The organism is Paracoccus sp. M683 (assembly GCF_007096355.1).
In the GTDB taxonomy this organism is placed as follows: Bacteria; Pseudomonadota; Alphaproteobacteria; order Rhodobacterales; family Rhodobacteraceae; genus Paracoccus.
The window spans coordinates 128,902-148,277 of the sequence record NZ_VKDF01000001.1; the positions used below are offsets into that span (position 1 = coordinate 128,902).

General features: G+C 64.5%; 19 protein-coding genes. 2 read left to right on the top strand and 17 right to left on the bottom strand.

What is annotated here, in order from left to right:
* Positions 1–17: 17 nt before the first annotated feature.
* From modA to FNJ84_RS00625, 15 genes are all read right to left on the bottom strand, one after another.
* Complete coding sequence (gene modA, locus FNJ84_RS00555) at positions 18–785, bottom strand: molybdate ABC transporter substrate-binding protein (protein WP_143790972.1); 768 nt, start codon at positions 783–785, stop codon at positions 18–20.
* A gap of 60 nt (positions 786–845) precedes the next feature.
* Positions 846–1,211, bottom strand: coding sequence for a winged helix-turn-helix domain-containing protein (locus FNJ84_RS00560; RefSeq protein ID WP_143790973.1), 366 nt, complete (start codon positions 1,209–1,211; stop codon positions 846–848).
* Positions 1,212–1,306: 95 nt separating this feature from the next.
* Positions 1,307–2,800 (bottom strand): acyl-CoA dehydrogenase family protein, encoded by a 1,494-nt coding sequence (locus tag FNJ84_RS00565; protein WP_143790974.1) that lies wholly within the window; start codon positions 2,798–2,800, stop codon positions 1,307–1,309.
* Between the two features lie 7 nt (positions 2,801–2,807).
* Complete coding sequence (locus FNJ84_RS00570) at positions 2,808–4,457, bottom strand: tannase/feruloyl esterase family alpha/beta hydrolase (RefSeq protein ID WP_143790975.1); 1,650 nt, start codon at positions 4,455–4,457, stop codon at positions 2,808–2,810.
* Positions 4,458–4,514: 57 nt separating this feature from the next.
* Positions 4,515–5,147 (bottom strand): MBL fold metallo-hydrolase, encoded by a 633-nt coding sequence (locus FNJ84_RS00575; protein WP_143790976.1) that lies wholly within the window; start codon positions 5,145–5,147, stop codon positions 4,515–4,517.
* 187 nt (positions 5,148–5,334) lie between these two features.
* The gene (locus FNJ84_RS00580) at positions 5,335–6,333 is read right to left on the bottom strand and encodes an MBL fold metallo-hydrolase (RefSeq protein ID WP_185968376.1); all 999 of its coding nucleotides are present in this window, start codon (positions 6,331–6,333) and stop codon (positions 5,335–5,337) included.
* A gap of 63 nt (positions 6,334–6,396) precedes the next feature.
* Complete coding sequence (locus tag FNJ84_RS00585) at positions 6,397–7,278, bottom strand: amidohydrolase family protein (RefSeq protein WP_143790977.1); 882 nt, start codon at positions 7,276–7,278, stop codon at positions 6,397–6,399.
* A 12-nt stretch (positions 7,279–7,290) separates the two neighbouring features.
* Complete coding sequence (locus FNJ84_RS00590; protein ID WP_143790978.1) at positions 7,291–9,165, bottom strand: feruloyl-CoA synthase; 1,875 nt, start codon at positions 9,163–9,165, stop codon at positions 7,291–7,293.
* Between the two features lie 23 nt (positions 9,166–9,188).
* Positions 9,189–9,962 carry a crotonase/enoyl-CoA hydratase family protein gene (locus FNJ84_RS00595; protein WP_143790979.1) on the bottom strand — a complete coding sequence of 258 codons (774 nt, stop codon included), beginning with the start codon at positions 9,960–9,962 and terminating at the stop codon, positions 9,189–9,191.
* A 20-nt stretch (positions 9,963–9,982) separates the two neighbouring features.
* Positions 9,983–10,747, bottom strand: coding sequence for an SDR family NAD(P)-dependent oxidoreductase (locus FNJ84_RS00600; protein ID WP_143790980.1), 765 nt, complete (start codon positions 10,745–10,747; stop codon positions 9,983–9,985).
* Positions 10,748–10,764: 17 nt separating this feature from the next.
* Complete coding sequence (locus FNJ84_RS00605; protein ID WP_143790981.1) at positions 10,765–12,045, bottom strand: TRAP transporter large permease; 1,281 nt, start codon at positions 12,043–12,045, stop codon at positions 10,765–10,767.
* Positions 12,045–12,584, bottom strand: a complete 540-nt coding sequence (locus tag FNJ84_RS00610; RefSeq protein ID WP_143790982.1) for a TRAP transporter small permease — start codon at positions 12,582–12,584, stop codon at positions 12,045–12,047. The genes FNJ84_RS00605 and FNJ84_RS00610 overlap by 1 nt, the downstream gene beginning before the upstream one ends.
* Before the next feature lie 71 nt (positions 12,585–12,655).
* A complete protein-coding gene (locus tag FNJ84_RS00615) occupies positions 12,656–13,759 on the bottom strand; it encodes a C4-dicarboxylate TRAP transporter substrate-binding protein (RefSeq protein WP_143790983.1) in 1,104 nt (367 codons plus the stop codon).
* 63 nt (positions 13,760–13,822) lie between these two features.
* Positions 13,823–14,299, bottom strand: coding sequence for a MarR family winged helix-turn-helix transcriptional regulator (locus FNJ84_RS00620; RefSeq protein WP_185968377.1), 477 nt, complete (start codon positions 14,297–14,299; stop codon positions 13,823–13,825).
* A gap of 47 nt (positions 14,300–14,346) precedes the next feature.
* On the bottom strand, positions 14,347–16,266 hold the full coding sequence (locus FNJ84_RS00625) for an FAD-dependent monooxygenase (RefSeq protein WP_143790985.1): 1,920 nt from the start codon (positions 16,264–16,266) through the stop codon (positions 14,347–14,349).
* Positions 16,267–16,368: 102 nt separating this feature from the next.
* Between FNJ84_RS00625 and FNJ84_RS00630 the strand changes: the two genes are divergently transcribed.
* Positions 16,369–16,800, top strand: coding sequence for a MarR family winged helix-turn-helix transcriptional regulator (locus FNJ84_RS00630; RefSeq protein ID WP_143790986.1), 432 nt, complete (start codon positions 16,369–16,371; stop codon positions 16,798–16,800).
* Between the two features lie 18 nt (positions 16,801–16,818).
* On the opposite strand, the gene FNJ84_RS00635 is transcribed toward FNJ84_RS00630, so the two are convergent.
* Entirely contained in the window at positions 16,819–17,817 is a 999-nt protein-coding gene (locus FNJ84_RS00635; protein ID WP_143790987.1) for a serine hydrolase, read from the bottom strand.
* A 169-nt stretch (positions 17,818–17,986) separates the two neighbouring features.
* Here FNJ84_RS00635 and FNJ84_RS00640 point away from each other — a divergent pair, with 169 nt between their 5' ends.
* Positions 17,987–18,388 carry a cupin domain-containing protein gene (locus FNJ84_RS00640; RefSeq protein WP_143790988.1) on the top strand — a complete coding sequence of 134 codons (402 nt, stop codon included), beginning with the start codon at positions 17,987–17,989 and terminating at the stop codon, positions 18,386–18,388.
* 43 nt (positions 18,389–18,431) lie between these two features.
* Here FNJ84_RS00640 and FNJ84_RS00645 read toward each other — a convergent pair whose 3' ends face one another.
* Positions 18,432–19,334 carry a LysR family transcriptional regulator gene (locus FNJ84_RS00645; protein WP_143790989.1) on the bottom strand — a complete coding sequence of 301 codons (903 nt, stop codon included), beginning with the start codon at positions 19,332–19,334 and terminating at the stop codon, positions 18,432–18,434.
* Positions 19,335–19,376: the final 42 nt, after the last annotated feature.

Here is a 19,376-nt window from a genome sequence, read left to right on the forward strand (position 1 = left end):
GCTGTTGGTTCAGACCCTCAGTTTAGGATCGTGAAGCCCTGTTCTTCAAAGACTGCATCGGCCTCGGGCGCGCTGAGCGCGTCATAGAAGGCACGATCAGCCTCATCGGCGCCATTCTTCAGCAGGGCAGCCGGATAGACAATGGGTTTATGGCTGTCGGCCGGGAAGGTACCGATCACATGAACATTCGGATCTGCCGCCGCATCGGTCGCATAGACGATGCCAAAGGGCGCCTCGCCCGTCGAAACCAGTGCCAGCGCCGCGCGCACGTTATCGGCCTGCGCGACCGAAGGCGCGACCGCGTCCCACAACCCCAAAGAGGTCAGCGCCTCTTTCCCGTATTGGCCGGCGGGCACCGAATCGACCAGTGCCATGGCCAGCTTGCCTTCACCCAGCAAGGTGACCAGATCGGTTTCCCTGGTCAGTTCGACAGCCGGGGCAGCGGCATCATGGGCGACCAGCACCAGCGCGTTTCCCAGCAGGTCGGCACGCGCGCCGTCCTGCACCTCGCCACCCTTTTCGACCTCGTCCATCCATTGCACCGAGGCCGAGATGAAGATGTCGGCCGGCGCGCCTTCCAGGATCTGCTTGGCCAGCGCATTCGAACCGGCATAGCTGATCACCACGGTATTGCCGGTCGCCTCTTGGAAGGCCGCGGCTACAGGGTCCAGTGCGGTTTTCATCGACGCGGCAGCAAAGACCGTCACATCCTCGGCAATCGCAGGCATGGCCAGACCTGCAATGAACAGCGGCAGCGCAAAAAGCGGGCGAAGTGGTTTCATCATCAGCGGCCTTTCATGGTTATGTCTCGTCGAACATAACCAACCGACGCCATTGGGCAAGCGTTATTTTCCTTCGGGAATATCGGCCAACAGCGCCTTCATCTGCCCGATCCGGTCGGCATTGACCTCGGCGGCGCTGGCTTCGATCTGGCGAAACAGGTCAAGCACCTGCGCCCCGGTCTGCGTCAGTTCGGCCCCGCCGCCACCCGGTCCGCCGCGCGCGCTGCTGACCACGGGTTCGCGGAACATGGCATTCATCGCCTCGACCAGCATCCAGGCGCGCTTATAGCTCATTCCCAATTCGCGCCCGGCGGCGGAAATCGAGCCGGTCCGCTGAATCCCATCCAGAAGCGCGGCCTTGCCCGGCCCCATCATCTCGGATTGGGTGAAATACAGTCGCAGGAAAAATTCAGGATGCAGGTTTGTCATGGAGCGCAGCATCCAACGGTTGTCCGCGTCGCGCAAGGGCAGGCATGTCCCACCCCGTCAGCGCGCAGGCCAGTGTCCGCACTTGCCCTGCGGTGTCACAGGGCCCGCAACCGCGACCGGATCGCCTGCGCCAGCAGCGCCGCCGTCTGGATCGCGAAACCATGGGCATCGGCGCGAACGTCCGACGCCCCGGCCAATTGTCGCGCCCGGTCCTGCCACGCACCGGCCATCTGCCGCAGCAGGTCATCACCAGGCGCCAGTTCCTGCGCCAGCGCGGCAAATTCGGCAATGGCCGCGCCGCCGTTCAGCCGCAACCCGCGCGTGGCGAGGGACAGCGCGTGAATGCCATTTGCGCCCTCGTAGATCGCCGTGATCCGTGCATCACGCCAGATCTGCGACATGCCGTATTCTTCCAGATAGCCATAGCCGCCAAGGATCTGTATCCCAAGATCGGCGGCGCGAATGCCGGCCTCGGTCGCGTGGATCTTGCACAGAGGGGTCAGGAACTCGACCAGCGCGGGGCGCTGGCCCCGTTCGATCTCGACAAGGGCAAGGTGGCACATCGCGCGCGACACTACGGCCAGATCGCGCTGTTCGTCCAGCATCCGCCGCACATCGGGATGATCCGCAAGCGCCGCCGGGCTGCCATCTGGCTTGCGTCCCTGCCAGCGCTCGGCGGCATAGGCCGAGGCGATGTCATGGGCGCGCGCGGCATGGGCGACGCCCTGCAAGGCCACGTCCAGCCGCGCATGGTTCATCATGGTGAACATCGCCGCCAGCCCCTGCCCCGGCTGCCCGATCAGTTCCGCCCGAGCATTCTCAAAGGCCATCTGGCAGGTGGGCGAGGCATGCAGACCCAGCTTTTCCTCGATCCGGGTGACGCTGATGTGATTGCGGCCCGCCTCGGTTTCCGATGGGCAGAGAAACAGCGACAAACCGCGCACGCCATCTTCGGGCGTGCCGGTCCGGGCCAGCACCAGATGCAGAATGCCTTGCGACAAATCCTGATCGCCGCCCGAGATGAAGATCTTCTGCCCGTCGATCCGCCAGCCATCGCCATCGGGGACAGCCCGCGTGCGGATGCGCGACAGGTCCGATCCGGCCTCGGCCTCGGTCAGGCACATGGTCGACAGCCATTCACCCGAGGCGAGCCTGGGGATATAGGCGGCCTGCTGCATCTGTGATCCATGGGCCAGCAGCGTCGAGACGGCACCAGGAACCAGCCCGGTGACCATCTGCATGGCATGGTTCGCACCCGAGAAGATCTCGGACACGGCGGCGGCGGTTAGATGATCCATTCCCTGCCCGCCGAACTCTTCTGGCGCTGTCAGCCCCTGCCAGCCATCGCCCGCCAGTTGCGCATAGGCCGCGCCGACCCCATCGGGCATCCGCACCCGCCCGTTTTCCAGCGCGCATCCCTGCCGGTCGCCGGGGGCGTTCAGCGGTGCCAGCACGCCTTCGGCAAAGCCGGCGAAATGGCTGATGATCTCGGCCGACAGGGCGCTGTCCCAATCGGGCAGGCTGCCTGCACCGGCGATCTGGTGCAGGCTGAACAGGATATCTTCGACGGGGGCTTTGAAGGGTGTCATCGCGACCTCACTTGCACTGGAAGCTGGCAGCAGATTTTTCGTCCCCGCCCTGATAGCGCGCAACCTGAGGCGCCGGGCACAGCGGCCGGGTCGCACCTTGCAGCGTCTCGGGCAGGTCGGCGCTTTCGGGATGTGCGGCGGCGGTGATGGCCTCGGGCGGGGTGCCGGCCTCGACCCATTCGACCAGAGGGGTCAGCAGGTCGACAACCTCAGTCGCGGGGCCGCCATCGCAGTGGTTCATGCCGGGCATCGGGTAGAACCGCGCAAAACTGGCAGCCGCGCCATCGTTATTGGCGTTCAGCCGGTCATACCAGCGGGCCGTGTCATTCACCGAAAAGACCGCATCGGCCACGCCGTGATACAGGATCATCTTGCCGCCCGCGTCGCGGAAATCCGCCAGTTCGGGATCGTCGGCACCCGGCGGTGCCATGACCTGCATCGGCGATTGCGGGAACTGGTCGTCGGTCGCCTCGATCCGGCCGGCCTGTGCGGCAATGTCGAACTCCAGCAGGAACTGCACCAGATCGGCGGGGCTGCCGCCCACGCGGGTCGGCGGCACCGTAAAGATCTGCGCCTGCGAGGCCGCGCCCATAACCGCGATAATCGGCATGTTGTCCCAGGGCGGAATCGTGCTTTCCAGCTTCCACGACCGCCAGTCAGCCCCGGCAATGCCCGGATCCCAGGCCCAGTCGCTGTAAAGCTGTTGGCCATCCCCGCCGCGCGGCCCGGCGTGAATCGTTTGCAGGGCCTGAACCTGCGGCGCGCTGAGGCAGGCAGAGTTCTGACCCTCGGCGCATTGCAGCGACGTGATGTCAAAGCTGGCCTGACAGGCGGCGGTGTCATTCACCAGCCCATCGGACAGCCCGTCCAGCGCATCGCAACTGGCCAGGATGCCATCAGCCACCAGTCGCAGGTCGGCCGGTGAAAATGCCTGTCTTATATCAGCATTCACCTTGGCAAAGCTTTGCACATCCAGCGCATGCTGGATGCCAGCGCGCGGCAGGTTGAAGCCGGGGGCACCGATCAGCAACCCGTCAAACGCATCGGGCATGCGCGCCGCCGCCACCATCGCATGCCGCCCGCCATTCGAGCAGCCAATGCCATAACTGCGCCCCGCCGGCTGGCCATAGAAGGCCGCGACCATCTGCAAGGCCAGCGGTTGCAGGACCGCGACCGCCTTATAGCCATACATCTGCCGCGCCTCGAAATCGAAACCAAAGGCCGCGCCGCCGGCCAGCCCCAGATCGGGATTGGCCTTGCCGTCATGGCCCGCATCGCTGCTGACCACGGCATAGCCACGCGCCAGGGCCGAGGTTTCGCCCGTGCCGGTCAACCGCCCGCCCGTCGCCGGCACCACGGCGCCGTCGTTGCCGCCGTTGAACTGATGAACGAAATCGCCGTTCCAGTCGTCGGGCAGCGCCAGTTCGAAGGACAGGGCATAGGGCTTGCCGTCGCTGCCCGTCCGTTCCGCCGTGCGGGCACGGATACGGCATTGCGCGGCGGGGCTTTCATCGCCTGCGGGCAGGGCTGCGACCTCGGTAAAGGTCACGCCGGTCAGGCCCATGGCCTCGGGGGTCAGGCGGTCATCACAGTCCAGCGCGAAGGCCGCCGGGGCCGCGAGGATCAGTGCAGTGGTGCAGAGGACAAGGCGTTTCATGATGCTACCTTTCAATGACGCGGATGGTATTACCCTGATCTGACAGAACGAATTGCATCAGATCCTCGCGGCCACGGCGGGAAACATGTTCTGGCCGTGATTGACGGGAATGGCGGTGACCGTGACGCCGTTCTGTTCGAAGACAACGCCTTCATCGGCCTCATGCGCGACGACCTGTGCGGTGGCCTCGGGCGTGCCCTCGTCGATGCGGCGCGTCTCGATATCCCAGCTATGGGCGGCCTGAAGCCCGTCCATCAGCTGTTTCGTGCCGGTCGGGCCGTAGATCTGGAACGGCTCGGTCCGACCCTTAAGCGTGGCGCCCACAAAATATCCGGTCAGATAGATGTCTGACAAGCCGTTGACGTGATCGGAATGGAAATGCGTCAGAAAAACGGCGTCCAGCGTGCCCGGCGTCTGGCCTGCCTGCGCCACCCGGATGCTGGCCCCGCGCCCGGCATCGAACAGCAGGTTCAGCCCGCCGGCCTGCACCAGATTGGCCGCGCCAAAGCGGGTTTCGCTAAGCGTCGGCGTGCCGGTTCCCAGCAGCGTAACGACCAGATCGCCGGATACCGCGGCCTCGGCGCTGGCTTCGGGGGCGGCTTCGGGTGCCTCCTGCTGGGCGGCGACCGGGGCGGGGGCGACAAGCGCGGCGGCAGCCCAGATGGCACAATGCGTTCTGGATAAAGTCATGGGATTCTCCTCTGGTTTGATCCAAGGCCACGCAGCGTCATGCCGCCGGTCGCCGGTCGCCGGGGGCGGCCGGTCAAGCCATCGCCTTGGGCGTCAGGGTGTCGTCCAATCCAGCGCCAAAGCTGTCGGGGCGACAAGGATCAGGGCGGTCGCGCCAAGGAAAAGCTGTTTCATGGCTGTGTTCCGTTCACTCTTTCAGGACCTGGATAGAGGTTCCCTGATCGGACAGCCGGAACTGCATCAGGTCTTTGCCGATCACCAGCGGCCCGTCATAGGTCGTGCGTGTCCGCGTTATCAGCTCATCCACCGGCGGATTTCCCATCAGCACCATATGCGAATAGACGGCGAAATCGGGCTGCGCGGCGGCAAAGACGCGGCCGACATCCTCGGGGCTGGTGTGATGGGCCAATGCGGTCTGAACGGCGGGGCTGTCCATCATGTCTTGGACGGCCATGCCGACTTCGTGGATGACAAGATCAGTATCCCTGCCGAATTCCACCACGTTCTGATCAAAGGTGGTATCGCCGCTGATCAGCACCGACTTGTCGCCATAATCAATGCGATAGCCGATGGCGTTTTCGATCTTGTCGCCGTGTTTGACCGGAAAGGCCGTGACCTTCACCCCGTTCTGTTCGAACACCACGCCGCTTTCGCTTTCATGTGCTTCGATCCGGGTCGCTGGCTCGGGTATCTGTTCATCAAGGATGCGCGTGTCGATATCCCATTGATGCGTCATCCGCAGCCCATCGGCCAGCTTCTGCGTGCCGATCGGACCATAAAGCTGAAACGGCTCTTGCCGGGTTCCGATATAGGGCACGCGGATATAGCCGGTCATGAACACATCGGCCAATCCGTTGACATGATCGGAATGGAAATTGGTCAGAAAGGTCGCGTCGATCTGGCCGATATTCAGCCCGGCCTGCTTGATGCGGATGGTGGCGCCGCGCCCGGCATCGAACAAAAGGTTCAACCCGCCTGCCTGCACCAGATTGGCGGAACTGAAGCGGTCGGAATGCAAGGCCGGCGTGCCCGTGCCCAGCAAGGTGACGACCAGATCATCCGCGGGCGCGGCATCGGGCGCAGTGGCGAGCGCGGCTTCCTGCGCGATGGCGGGCATGGCGAGGGTGACGGCAAGCGCCGTCAGCGCAGCCGCCCCCGTGACGCAAAGCGTCCTGAGTGAAGTCATCATATCCTCCTTGGGTTTGCTATGCGGCCGGGCCGCGTTCCGCAGGCGGTCGGGGTCAGCCGTTCAGGCCGTCAGACCCAGCAGTCGCATGGCGTTTTCTTTCAGGATCAGCGGGCGGACCTCGTCGCGGAAATCGGCCTTGTCAAAGGCGTCCAGCCATTTTTCAGGCGCGATCATCGGCCAGTCACTGCCAAACAGCATCTTCTTTTTCAGAATCGTGTTGGCGTATTGCACGAGGATCGGCGGGAAATACCGGGGCGACCAGCCCGACAGGTCGATATAGACATTGGGCTTGTGCTGGGCGACCGACAGCGCCTCTTCCTGCCAGGGGAAGGACGGATGGGCCAGAATGATCGGCATGTCGGGGAAATCGACGGCCAGATCGTCCATATACATCGGGTTCGAATATTTCAGCCGCATCCCGTTGCCACCGGGCATCCCCGAGCCCACGCCGGTCTGCCCGGTATGGAACAGCGCCGGCTTGCCGCTTTCGGCGATCGCCTCGTACAGGACATAGGCGCTGCGGTCGTTGGGATAGAAGCCCTGCATCGTCGGGTGGAACTTGAACCCCTGAATGCCGTGGTTTTCCACCAGATCACGGGCCTCGCGTGCGCCCAGCTTGCCCTTGGCCGGGTCGATCGAGGCAAAGGGGATCAGGATGTCCGAATGTTTCGCGCAGGCATCGGCCACCTCGTAATTGTTGTATCGGCGATAGCCGGTCTCGCGTTCGGCATCGACGGGAAAGATCACCGCCGCGATGTTCATCTGCCGATAGTGGTCGGCGGTCTGGTCGATGGTCGGCGGATGATTCCACGGGGCGCCGAAATATTTCGCCATGGTCGATTGCAGGTCGTCATAGCCGTCATCGGCATGGCAGCCACAGCTTTCCTCGGCATGGGTGTGAAAGTCGATGGCGCGGATCTTTTCAAAGTCGATCTTGTTCATCTTGTCCCCCTTTCAGACGCGGATCAGCGCCGGGTCTTCGTTGTCGTAAAGCCGTTCCAGCAGATCGGCCCGGCGGGTCAGGATCTTGTTGATGTTGAGCGAGCCCTTGTCGGTGACTTCCTGCCCCTCGACCGAGGGCGGCTCGGCCAGGATCAGCGCACGGGTGATGCGCTTGGCCGATCCGGTGGCGCCCGCGTTCATCGCCCGCAGCGCCGCCTCGATCCGGGCTTTCAGCGCGTCATCGGTGACCGCGCCGCGTGTGGTGTTGTCATCGGTCGCGGTGCCGGGGACGGGAAAGACGAACAGCCCGACTTCGCCCCGGTCATGGCCGCAGATCACCACGTCCTGCACAAGCCCCGCCAGGGCCTTCAGCACGGTCATCCGCAGCGCGCCGGCCTGAACCCAAGTGCCGGTGCCCAGCTTGAAATCCTCGGACACGCGGCCATCGAAGATCAGCCCCAGGGAGGCATCGTCATTATCGACGAAACGCACCGCATCGCCGGTGATGAAAAATCCTTCCTCATCAAAGGCTTTCGCTGTCCGCTCGGGATCCTCGAAATAGCCGGGCATGACATTCGGCCCGCGCACGCGGATCTCGCAGCGCATGTCGTCATCCGGGATCAGCTTTAATTCCACCCCCGGCAGCGGCACGCCGATCACACCGGAACGGCCGATGGGCTCGTGAACCGCCACACAAGAGGGCGCGGTTTCCGTCAGCCCCCAGCTGGACGCCATCATCGGCAGCCCGCCGCGCACCTCGATCATGGCGCGTTCGATCCGGTCCCAGACATCCTGCGGCAGCGAGGCGCCGGCATAGAAGATCAGGTCGATATCCTTCAGCAACCGGTGACGCAGGGCTGGATCGGCCTCTAGCGCATCGGCGATCATGACGTAGCCAATGGGCACATTGAAGGCCAGCGTGCCGGGGAATGCCTGACGATTGGCCAGCGTGGTGGCAAAGCCCTTGCCGGTCGGCTTGCCGCTGTCGATATGCATCGTGCCGCCAAGGGCCAGCGTCATGTTGACGTTGTGATTGCCGCCAAAGACATGGTTCCAGGGCAGCCAGTCGGTGATGCGCGGCGGCGCGTCCGACAGATAGGGCATCACCGAATACATCTGCACCTGATTGACGCACAGCATCCGATGCGTGGTCAGCACGCCCTTGGGGTCGGAACTGGACCCCGAGGTGAACATCATCTTGGCCAGCGTATCCGGCCCGATACCGGCATGGACCCTGTCCAGATCGGGATGCACCTCATGCGCCAGCAGGTCGGCCATGGGGGTCTGCCCATTGGCACCGTCTGCCGGCCGGGCGGCGACGATCTCGACCCCCGCCAGTTCCGGCAAAGCCAGTGCGCCGGCATAACGCGCCGCGTCATCGACAAAGGCCATGCGCGGGCGCGTCTTGTTCAGCACATAGGTCAGGCGCGGATAGGCATCGGGGATCAGCGAATACTGTTCGGCCAGCGGCACCACCGGCACGCCCACATATTGCGCGGCCAGCGACAGGATCAGGTGATCAACGCCATTGCCGGACATGATGACGATGCGGTCATCGGCCCCCATACCGCGCGCCAGCAGCCCCGAGGCCACCCGGCGCACCATCGGCAACAGCTCGCCAAAGGTCACATTGCGCCAGCCCGGCCCTTCGCGTTCGGCAACGGCGACGCGGCCTGGCGCCTTTTCCGCCCAGATATGCAACCATTCGCCGGTGTTGCGCACATGATCAGGCAGCGGATAGCCCGAGCGCAGCAGGATGGTGCCATCGGCCCGGTCCTCGCGTTCGACCCGATGCGGCAGATAATGCGTCAGGGTGCGTTCTCTTGCCCATTCGGCACGCTCGCGGAAGTTCTCGGGCGTGGTTGGCGGCAGTTCGATATGTTCCATCTCGATCCTCCGGTTCTGGCAGGTCAGCGGAATACCGGCGCGCGCTTTTCCAGAAAGGCGCGCAGCCCCTCTTGCGCGTCGGGCGTGGTCTGGACCAGCGCGGCACACAGGCTTTCGGTGAACAGGCCCTCGGCATGGGACATGTCGCTGATGCGGCTTAGCCCCTGCACCATGAAATAGTTCGACATCGGCGCGTTGCCGGCGATGTCGGCGGCCAGCTTGCGGGCCAGAGGCAGTGCCTCGCCATCGGCCACGCTGTAATGGGCCAGGCCAAGGCGCACCCCGTCATCGGCATCATACTTGCGGCCGGTCAGCATCATCTCGACCATGCGGTCGGCGCCCAGAATGCGCCCGACCCGGACCGAGGCACCGCCGCCCACGAAAATACCGCGCCGGCCCTCGGGCAGCTGGAAGATCACCGACGGCTCGGCAATGCGCACATGGGTCGCGGTCGCCAGTTCCAGCCCGCCGCCGATCACGGCGCCCTGCATGGCGGAAATGGTGATCCGCCCGCCAAACTGGATCATGTCCATGATCTGATGCCACTTGCGCGAATGATAAACGCCCTGCTCGGCCGAGCGCTCGACATGTTCTGACAGGTCCAGCCCGGAACAGTAATGCCCGCCCGACCCGGTCAGGATCACCACCCGCACCTGTTCGGGCAGCGTGGCATAGGCGTTTTCGATGGCGGCGATCAGCCCATCGCTCATGGCGTTGCGCTTGTCGGTGCGGATCATGGTGATGGTGGCGATCTGGCCGTCCAGTTCGGTGGTCAGATATTTCGCATGTTCGGACATCGTTGTCTCCTTCAGGACGGTCATTTGGGGGCCAGCCGCACGGCGCTGTCGATGCGGATCACCTCGCCGTTCAACAGCGGGTTCTGCACGATCTGCTCGACCAGCATGGCAAATTCATTGGGGCGCCCAATCCGCGAGGGAAAGGGAAGCCCGGCTTCCAGCGCGGTGCGCGCCTCGGGCGGCAGGCCGGCGCTCATGGCGGTTTCGAACAGGCCCGGCGCGATGGCCATCACCCGGATGCCGAACCGCGCCAGTTCGCGCGCCGCCGGCAAGGTCATCGACACGATGCCGCCCTTGGACGCGGCATAGGCGGCCTGCCCGATCTGGCCATCCTGCCAGGCCACGGATGCGGTGTTGATGATCACGCCCCGCGCGCCATCGCCGTCCAGCGGTTCGGCCCCGGCCATGGCACGCGCCGCATGGCTAAGCACGACATAGCTGCCATAGAGGTTCACCCGCAGGGTGCGTTCAAAGGCTTCCAGCGGCAGCGCGCCATCGCGCGGCAGGATGCGACCCGCCGTGCCGATCCCGGCACAGTTCACCACGATGCGCGGAACACCCAGTTCGGCCGCGACGCGGGCAAAGGCAGCCTCGACAGCGGCGGGGTCCGACACATCGACGGCGATCCCGATCCCGCCGATCTGATCCGCGACCCGCGCCGCCGCATCAGCCGACAGGTCCAGCACGGCAACCCGCGCCCCCTGCCGGGCCAGCCGCCGGGCCGTGGCCTCGCCCAGCCCGCTGCCGCCGCCGGTGACCAGTGCAATCTGTCCCGAAATATCCATTTCGTTACCCCTTTTCCTTACATGAAGCCGCGCAGGGCCAGCATGGCCGCGACCAGCGCCAGATCGGCCAGAATGAACGGCACGATCCCGGCGAAAACCTGTTCCAGCCGCACATAATCCCGCGCGACCGAATGGATGACGAAGACGTTCAACCCGACGGGCGGCGTGATCATCCCGATCTCCAGCAGCTTGGCGACCAGCAGGCCGAACCACAGCTTGTCGACGCCATGCTGGGCCAGGATCGGCAGGAACAGCGGCAGCGTCAGCAGCAGCGCACCGATCGGTTCCAGGAACATGCCAAGGATCAGATAGATCACGACGATCGCCAGCAGCAGCGCGAATGTGCCCAGCCCCAGCCCCTCGACAAAGCCGCTGATCTGCATCGACAGGCCCGACATGGCGACAAGCCGCGTGAACAGGTTGGCGCCGATGGCGATGATGAACAGCGCCCCGCCCGACAAAAGTGTGTCGACCAGACTTTCCTTGAACCCCTTCCAGCTGAGCGAGCGCCGCACCAGCCCGATCAGGATGGCAACGAAGCTGCCGAAAGCGCCGGCCTCGGTCGCGGTGAAGAAGCCGCTGAACAGCCCGCCGAACACCGCTGCGATCAGCAGCAGAACCGGCCAGATCTCGGCCGTCTTTTGCCAGCGATCGCCCATCGTATAGGCTTGGGCGCGCGGCAGGCTTTCGGGATTGCGCCACCAGACGATCAGCACGGCAGCGATATAGAAGGCCAGCGAGGCAAGCCCCACGAACAGCCCGCCCAGAAACAGCTGGTTGATCGAGGTCTCGGCCTGGATCCCGTAAAGGATCAGGATGATCGAGGGCGGGATCAGCGCGCCGATCGTGCCCCCTGCTGCCACCGAGCCGGTGGCGATGCGCAGGTCATAGCCCTGTCGCGCCATTTCGGGCACCGCGATCCGGCCGATGGCGGCCGAACAGGCGACCGATGACCCCGACACCGCCGCAAAGCCCGAGGCACCGGCAAGCGAGGCGATGGCCAGCCCGCCGGGCAACCAGCCCCACCAGACGCGGGCGGCCTCGAACAACCCGCGCGTCAGGCCCGAGTGATAGGCGATATAGCCCATCAGCAGGAACATCGGGATCGAGGACAGCGTCCAACTGGCCGAGGTGGTATATGGGATCGTCGACAGCATCGACAGCGCCGGTCGCAGGCCGGCCACGGCCCAGATGCCGACGAATGACACCCCGATCAGCGAGGCCGCAATGGGCACGCGCAGCGCGATCAGCGCCAGAAGCGCGACCAATGCCAGAATGCCAATGGTGATCGGTTCCATCACGCCTCCTCCTGCGTGGCCTGAAGCTCTTCCAGCGGATCGTGATCGCCGTCGGTAAAGCGGCCGGTCAGCACCTCAAAGATGCGGATCAGCATGACGATCAGGGCAAGGCCGAAGGAAAAGGGCGGGATCCAATAGCTGGGCCAGGTCACAAAGCGCATCGTGCCGGCCTCGATATAGGCGCCGCTGGCCATCTTGCTGAGCGCCTCGTTGGTCGAGCCGTAAAGCATCACCGCCAGCACCGCGGCAAAGACCAGAAAGCCGAACAATTGCACCAGCCGCAGCGGCGTTCCGGTCAGGTTCTGGGTAAAGATCGTCGCCTCGATATGGCGGCGCTTCAGTTCCGTCAGGGCCAGCGGCAGCAGGCTGACGGCGACCATGTAATACTTGCCGACCAGATCGGCGGTGGCGGGAAAGCCTGCGCCAAGAAAGCTGCGCATCAGCACATCAATCACGACCTGCAACATCATCGCGATCAACACCAGGCCGCCCATGACCATACTGAACCGCGCAATGGCAGTTTCGATCGGTTTCAGCATCCGATCCTCCAGAAAATGCGGGGGTTTTTTGGCGAAGGGCACGCGCCGGTCAGCCGGCGCGTGCCTGAAGCTTACTGGCCGTAGGTGGCGAAATCGACGCCGGACCAGATTTCCTGCTCACGCAGCGCGCCCAGTTCCTCGGGGGTCATTTCGGGGGTGATCAGGCCTTCCCATTTCTCGATCAGCGCCGCATAGCGGTCGATCTTGGCCTGGGCATCGGTCACGCCGCGCTGTTCCAGGATCGCCGCGGCGCCTGCCAGGCGTTCGGTGTTATAGGCGTCGCGCGCATCCAGAACGGCCTGATCGGGGGTGATGAATTCGACCTCGTCACCGGCCTTGACCTCGGCGACCTGCGCGTCAAAACCCGCGACGCCCGCCGCCAGCCCGTATTGCGAGGCCGTTGCCAGCGCATGACGGTCCTGCGCATCCATCCGGTCCCACAGCATCTTGCTGGCGGTGGCGACGGCGGCACCGTTGAACACGCCCTCGTTCAGTTCGGTCACATAGTTGATCACGTCGCCAAGCCGGTTGGCGATGATTTCGTGCGGCGAACTGAAGGTCGCATCCACGACACCCTGGCTGAGGCTTTCGAACAGCTCGCTTGAGGGCATCTGCACCGCGACGCCGCCCATCTTCTCGATATAGGCCGCATAGAAGGGCGAACCGCTGCGCACCTTCAGCGCCTTCATATCGGCCAGCGTGCGAACCGGCTTGGTGGTCAGCAACTGATAGATCGGCGTCGTATCCGAGCCCAGATAGACCTGACCGTTGCGCGTGAACTCGGCCTGACAGGGTTCGCAGGTGACGATATATTCGGTGACGGTGGCGGACACGACCTGCGCGCTGGACCCCAGCATCGACAGTTCCGAGACCAGCCCGGATTCGGGATATTCGGCAACGAAATAGGGCATCAGCAACGGGCCGAACTCGGTCACGCCATCGCGCAGACCGGTCGACATCTCATTCGGGGCGACAAGTCCCGAAGGCGTGTCATGCCCGGTCCAGCGGCCCTCGGTCAGCTCTTCCAGCTTGCTGAAGATCGTCGGATAGACATCCTTGGCGGCCGCGTGGTTCGGGCCAAAGGCGCTGGTGGCGCGGATGGTGTCGGCCGAGGCCTGCACCGCCAGCACGGAAATCGAACATGCGAACAGGGTCGCGGCAATGCGCGTTGTCATGGGCTTCCTCCTTGGGTCACAAAGCGGCCGGATCTCCTCATCCGGCGCGCCGATGTCTTGCGGTCAGCGCGCCGGCCGTCCCTCCAGCCGTTCCAGCAGGTGCAGGAACTGGGCGCGTTCTTCCTGGTTCAGCCTGCCAAAGATCACCTCTTCGGCAAGATGGGTCTTTTTCGTCAGGCGGTCGCGCATATGGCGACCGCGCAGGGTCGCCGTCAGCGCGTAACGCCGGCGGTCGGTGGGAACCCGCTTGCGTGAGATCAGCCCGCGCTGTTCCAGTTCGTCGATGACGACGACAAGGTTCGAGCGTTCGATCTGCAAGGCATCGGACAGTTCGGACTGAACGATGCCGGGATTGTCGATGATGATCGACAGGCAGGAAAAGCTGGCGACGCGCAGACCTTCCTCGGCCAGAACGGCATGGGCCCGCGGCTGGATCAGCATATAGGCCCGCTTCAGCCGATAGCCGATCAGCCCGCCAAGCACCGTATCCTCGATGATCCGCGCGGTGCCATCTTCGGCTTGTTCATCCGGTTGCGACATGATTCCCCCTCTTCCCGTCATATTGGTATGATGGATAATAGTTATAGTCAATAACCATTATCCATCGCCATCTCCGGGACGTTCTGCAACTGCATGAAACCCGCGAAGAACCGGACCAGATCGTCAAATGCGTCGAGTGGCAGGACCTGGGCAACATATTGATCGGGCCGCAAAATCAGCAGCGCGCCGCGCTGCCGGTCGATGCCCCGCATGTCGAAGATGTCGGCCCCTGCACCCGCGCTGCCCGCACAAAAAACCTTTTCGTAATCAACCAGACCAAGCGCCCCCTTGGCCGGCAGCAACAGCGATGGCAGCCGGTCCAGCCGCATCTGCCGGTGGTCTGGCTGGAACACGGCCCGCAGGTCAAGGACACTGTCGATATCGGCCCCGGCGGGCGTATGGCGCCGCAACGGGCTGGCAGGATCACGGTCCAGGAACCGGCACAGGGTCGCAATGGCACCGCCGGGCTGCCCTTCGTCACCCGCTGGCGCAAAAGCCATCAGACGCCACCGACCATCCGCCAGCAGCGCATGACCCAGCTGCATCACTCGGGCATCGGCCAGCCGGGTGACGGGCGCCGAATGGAACCGCTTGCCGACAATCTGACCAGAGGCCAGCGCCTGATGCCGGTCATTCCCCGTGATCAGCGAGGGGTCATAGCGCGTCTCGACCCCGGCCGTATATCGCCCGTGCTTCTTGAAATAGCCCTGAAACACAGAGGCCTCGGCCGGATTGCGGGGGCGGGCACTGAACAGCCGCGCCATGTCGCGATCAAAGTCGATCAGTTCCTTCGCCTTGGCCTGACGCTCGGCCGAATAGGTATCCAGAAGCGCCGGCCCCGCCTGCCCGTTCAGAACGGCAGCCAGTTTCCAGCCCAGATTGAAGCTGTCGGCCATCGACACGTTCATGCCCTGCCCCGCCTTGGGGCTGTGCGTGTGGCAGGCATCACCGGCAATGAAGATATGCGGCTGACGAAGACCACGCTCGGCCTTCGGAACATCGTCGAAGGCATCGCAGACACGTTGGCCGATCTCGTAGGCAGACCACCAGGACACTTCCTTGACCTCAAGGCTATGGGGCGACAGGATCGCGCGGGCCTTTGCGATCAACTGATCCGGGGTGATCTTGCGGTCGGCGGCGCGTTCATCGCCATGCAGCGCGTCCAGCTCGATATACATGCGGACCAGATAGCCGCCCTCGCGCGGGATGATCATCATGCTGCCCTGATCGGCGGATTGGATCGCCACCTTCAGCCGGATGTCGGGGAAATCTGTCACCGCCAGCACATCCATCACGCCCCAAAGCTGACGCGCTGCCTCGCCTTTCAAGACGTGCCCCATGGCCGCGCGCACGGTGCTGCGCGCGCCATCACAGCCCACGACATACCGCGCGCGGATCGTCTCGACCCGGCCGGAATCGTCGTCGAGACAGCGGAACCGGGCCAGAACCGGATAGTCCGGGTCGCCGGAGTCCTGAAGCCCGATCAGGTCGCGGTCATAGTCTGGAACCAGCCGGCGGGGCGAATTGCGCATCACGGAAAGATAGAAATCATGAATGCGCGCCTGATTCAGAATCAAGTGCGGCATCTCGGACAGATCCTCTTCGACATCGCGGATGCGGTCGGCACGCGCCAACCCGGCGGTGCCCTCGACCGGCCGCCAAAAGGCGACCTCGTTGACCCAATACCCCTCTTTCATCGCCTGGTCGGCAAAGCCGAAGGCCTGAAACATCTCGACCGAGCGGCAGGCCACCCCATCAGCCTGACCGACCTGCAAAGGCCCGGATTTCCGCTCGGTGATCCGGGTCACGATACCGGGAAAGGCCGAAAGCTGCGCCGCAAGCGTCAGCCCCGCCGGACCGCAGCCCACGATCAGGACATCGACCTTGTCGGCCCGCACCGCCGCATCATCCGCCGCAGGCAATACCGACGGATCACCGGCACGAAAGCCGTTTTGATGATATTGCATCCTTCCCCTCCACAAATGATATGCATGCTTACTACCAGATACTGGACATCCGCCCGATCTGTCAATATAGTATGTATGCATATTAAGTGCCGGAAGGATGCCATGACATCGACCTCTGATCTGACCGAATTGCCGGGGCATCTGATCCGCCGCCTGAACCAGCGCTCTACGGCCATTTTTCAGGATCGGATGAAGGAAGCAGGTCATGACCTGACATCGGTGCAATTCGCGGCGCTGGACATGCTGAACCTGCACCCCGGCACGGATCAGGCAGGTCTTGCGACCATGATCGCCTATGATCGGGCAACGATTGGCGGGGTTGTGCAGCGGCTGGAACAGAAGGGTCTGGTCGCGCGTCAGATCGACGAGAACGACCGCCGCGCCCGCAGGCTGACGCTGACCCCGGCAGGTCACAAGCTGCTGATGCAGCTGTCCCCGATGGTCGCCGCCTTGCAGGCCGAGATTCTGGGCAATCTGTCAGATGCCGAGCGCGCCCAGTTCATCAACCTGGCCAAGCGCGCGATCATGGGCTGACGGCGGGCGGATCCTGCCTCAGACACTCGCCACGATCTGATCCATCAGCCGGCGCAGGTCGCCGAAATGCCCCTCGCCCCGCGCCGGAAGATTCGGGTCCGAGGTGATGGCCACGCTGAGCCGCAGATCAGGGACCACAGCCAGCATCTGTCCGCCATATCCGCGCGCATAAACGGCATCCCTGCCGGCATAGCGGGTCAGGAACCAGCCATAGCCATAGTCATCGCCCGAAAAGGGTGATCGCGCGCGGGGCTGCCACGATGTTTCAAGCCAGGCCGCGCTGACGACCTGCCGACCCTGGACCCGGCCACCATTCAGCATCAGATCACCGATCCGGGCCAGGCCCAAGGGGCTGACCACCATGTCATTGCCGCCCAGAAAACGTCCCTGCGGGTCGCGGATCCATGGCGGCATGGCAATGTCCAGCGGGCCGGCCAGCCAGTCGCGGGCCAGCTGATGCAAATCGTCACCGGCAGCACGCGCCAGCGCCGCGCCCAGAATGTGCCAGCCGCCGGTGGAATAGATGAAGCGCCCGCCGGGCGCGTCCTCCAGCGGTTGCCGCAGCGCATAATCGACCCAATCGGGGCTGGACACCCAGGCGCCGTAATTCGCCCCCGAGGTGCTGGCCAGCCCTGCCCGCATGGTCAACAGATCGCCCACGGTCAGCCGGTCGCGGGCATCGCCGAACGGGTCGCGCCCCAACAGCGGCAGAACCGGCTGATCGGGGCCGTCGATCACGCCCCGGTCGATGGCAATGCCAGTCAGCAGCGCAAGGATCGTCTTGGACACCGATTTGACATTCGCCGGCCGGTCCACCGCCGGACCACGATAGGCCTGCGCCAGCAGCCGCTGACCATCGCGGTGAATGACCAGCGCCCGCAATTGCCCCAGCCCCGCCGCCTGCGCCGAGACCGCACGCAGATCCGCCTGCTGCGCCCCGGCACGCGAGGCCAATACCGGCGCCGCCAGCGCCGCTGATCCGGTAAGCAGCACCTGACGCCGCGAAATACCCTGCATGCCAATCCCCCGTTTATCGACTGCGATTCCAGTTGGGGGCAGGCGCCACGCCGTTCAACCGCCGCTCGCGCGACGGTGTTCGGAACCGCGCGCTTAGTCACGCTTGGCGATCCCCTGCCAGACATGCCAAGCTTGGCCCATATCCCCGCCACCAGGAAAGGAGAGCAGGATGCAGATCTTCCGCGCAGGCACCACCCCATCGGCCAAGGGGCCCGCCGACTGGTTTACCGGCACCGTCAGGCTGGATCCGCTGTTCAACCCACAAGCCCCGGACCGGGTGCAGGGGGCGCTTGTCACCTTCGAACCCGGCGCGCGCACCGCATGGCATACCCATCCCCTCGGCCAGACGCTGATCGTCACCACCGGCCTTGGCCTGGCCCAAAGCTGGGGCGGAGAGCTGCGCGAATTGCGCCCCGGCGACGTCATCTGGTTTGCGCCAGGCGAAAAGCACTGGCACGGGGCATCGCACCAGACCGCCATGTCCCATATCGCGGTTCAGGAAGTCAGCGAGGGCCGCACGGTCGACTGGCTGGAACATGTCAGCGAGGCGGAATACGCCGCAGCGACCTGACCAGCGCTAACGGAATGCAGGTGGTCGCGGCGCCGACGGCCTTTCAGGCCAGCGCGTCCAGATGCCGGCGCAGAACCGTGGCAAACGCGGCGATCTTTCGCTGCCTGAATGCGGTCGGCTGAGTCAGCAGGTTGATGGGCCGCTCGCCCAGTCTGGATTCGGTCAGCAGCGGCACCAGCGCGCCGCTGGCCAGATAGGGGGCAAGGAAGATGTCGGGCGCGCGCACAAGACCATGCCCCCGGATCGCCTCGCCGATCGCGATGGCCGCGCTGTTGACAGACAGTTGGCCTTGCATCGCGATGACCACCTCGGCCGCGCCATCCCGCAAGGGCCAGCGGCCGGGCGTTTCCTCATTCAGGTCGATGATGGCCTGATGCCCTTCCAGATCGGCGGGACGCTGCGGTGTTCCATGCCGGGCCAGATAATCCGGGCTGGCCGCGATGGCCGGGGTAGTGCGGCCGATCCGCTGCATCTTCAGGCTGGAATCGCGTGGAATGCCGATGCGCACAGCCAGATCAAAGCCACCCGCGACCAGATCGGTCAGCCCGTCATTCAGCACCATCTCGACCCGCACCTGCGGATTTTCAGTGACAAAGCTGCGGGCTGCGTCGGCCAGGCAAAGCTCGCCCAAGGTGGTGCCGGCGGTGATGCGAAGCCGCCCCGACAGGCTGCGGCCCGGATCATGCAGCGCGGCCTCGGCCTGATCCAGCGCGGCCAGAACCTCGCGCGCGTGGGGCAGCCAGCGTTCGCCATCCTCGGTCAGCGACAGCGCCCGCGTGGTGCGATACAGCAGGCTGCGGCCCAGCCGTGCCTCTAGCGCGGCGACCTGCTTGCCGGCCAACTTGTTCGAAATCCCCAATCGCTGCGCGCCGGCAGTAAAAGAGCCCGCCTCGACCACGGCGACAAAGGTTCTGATCCCGTCGGCAAATTCCACATTATCCCCCATTTGGCGACAGTAACTATCCAACTGTTGCCATTATCGAGACAA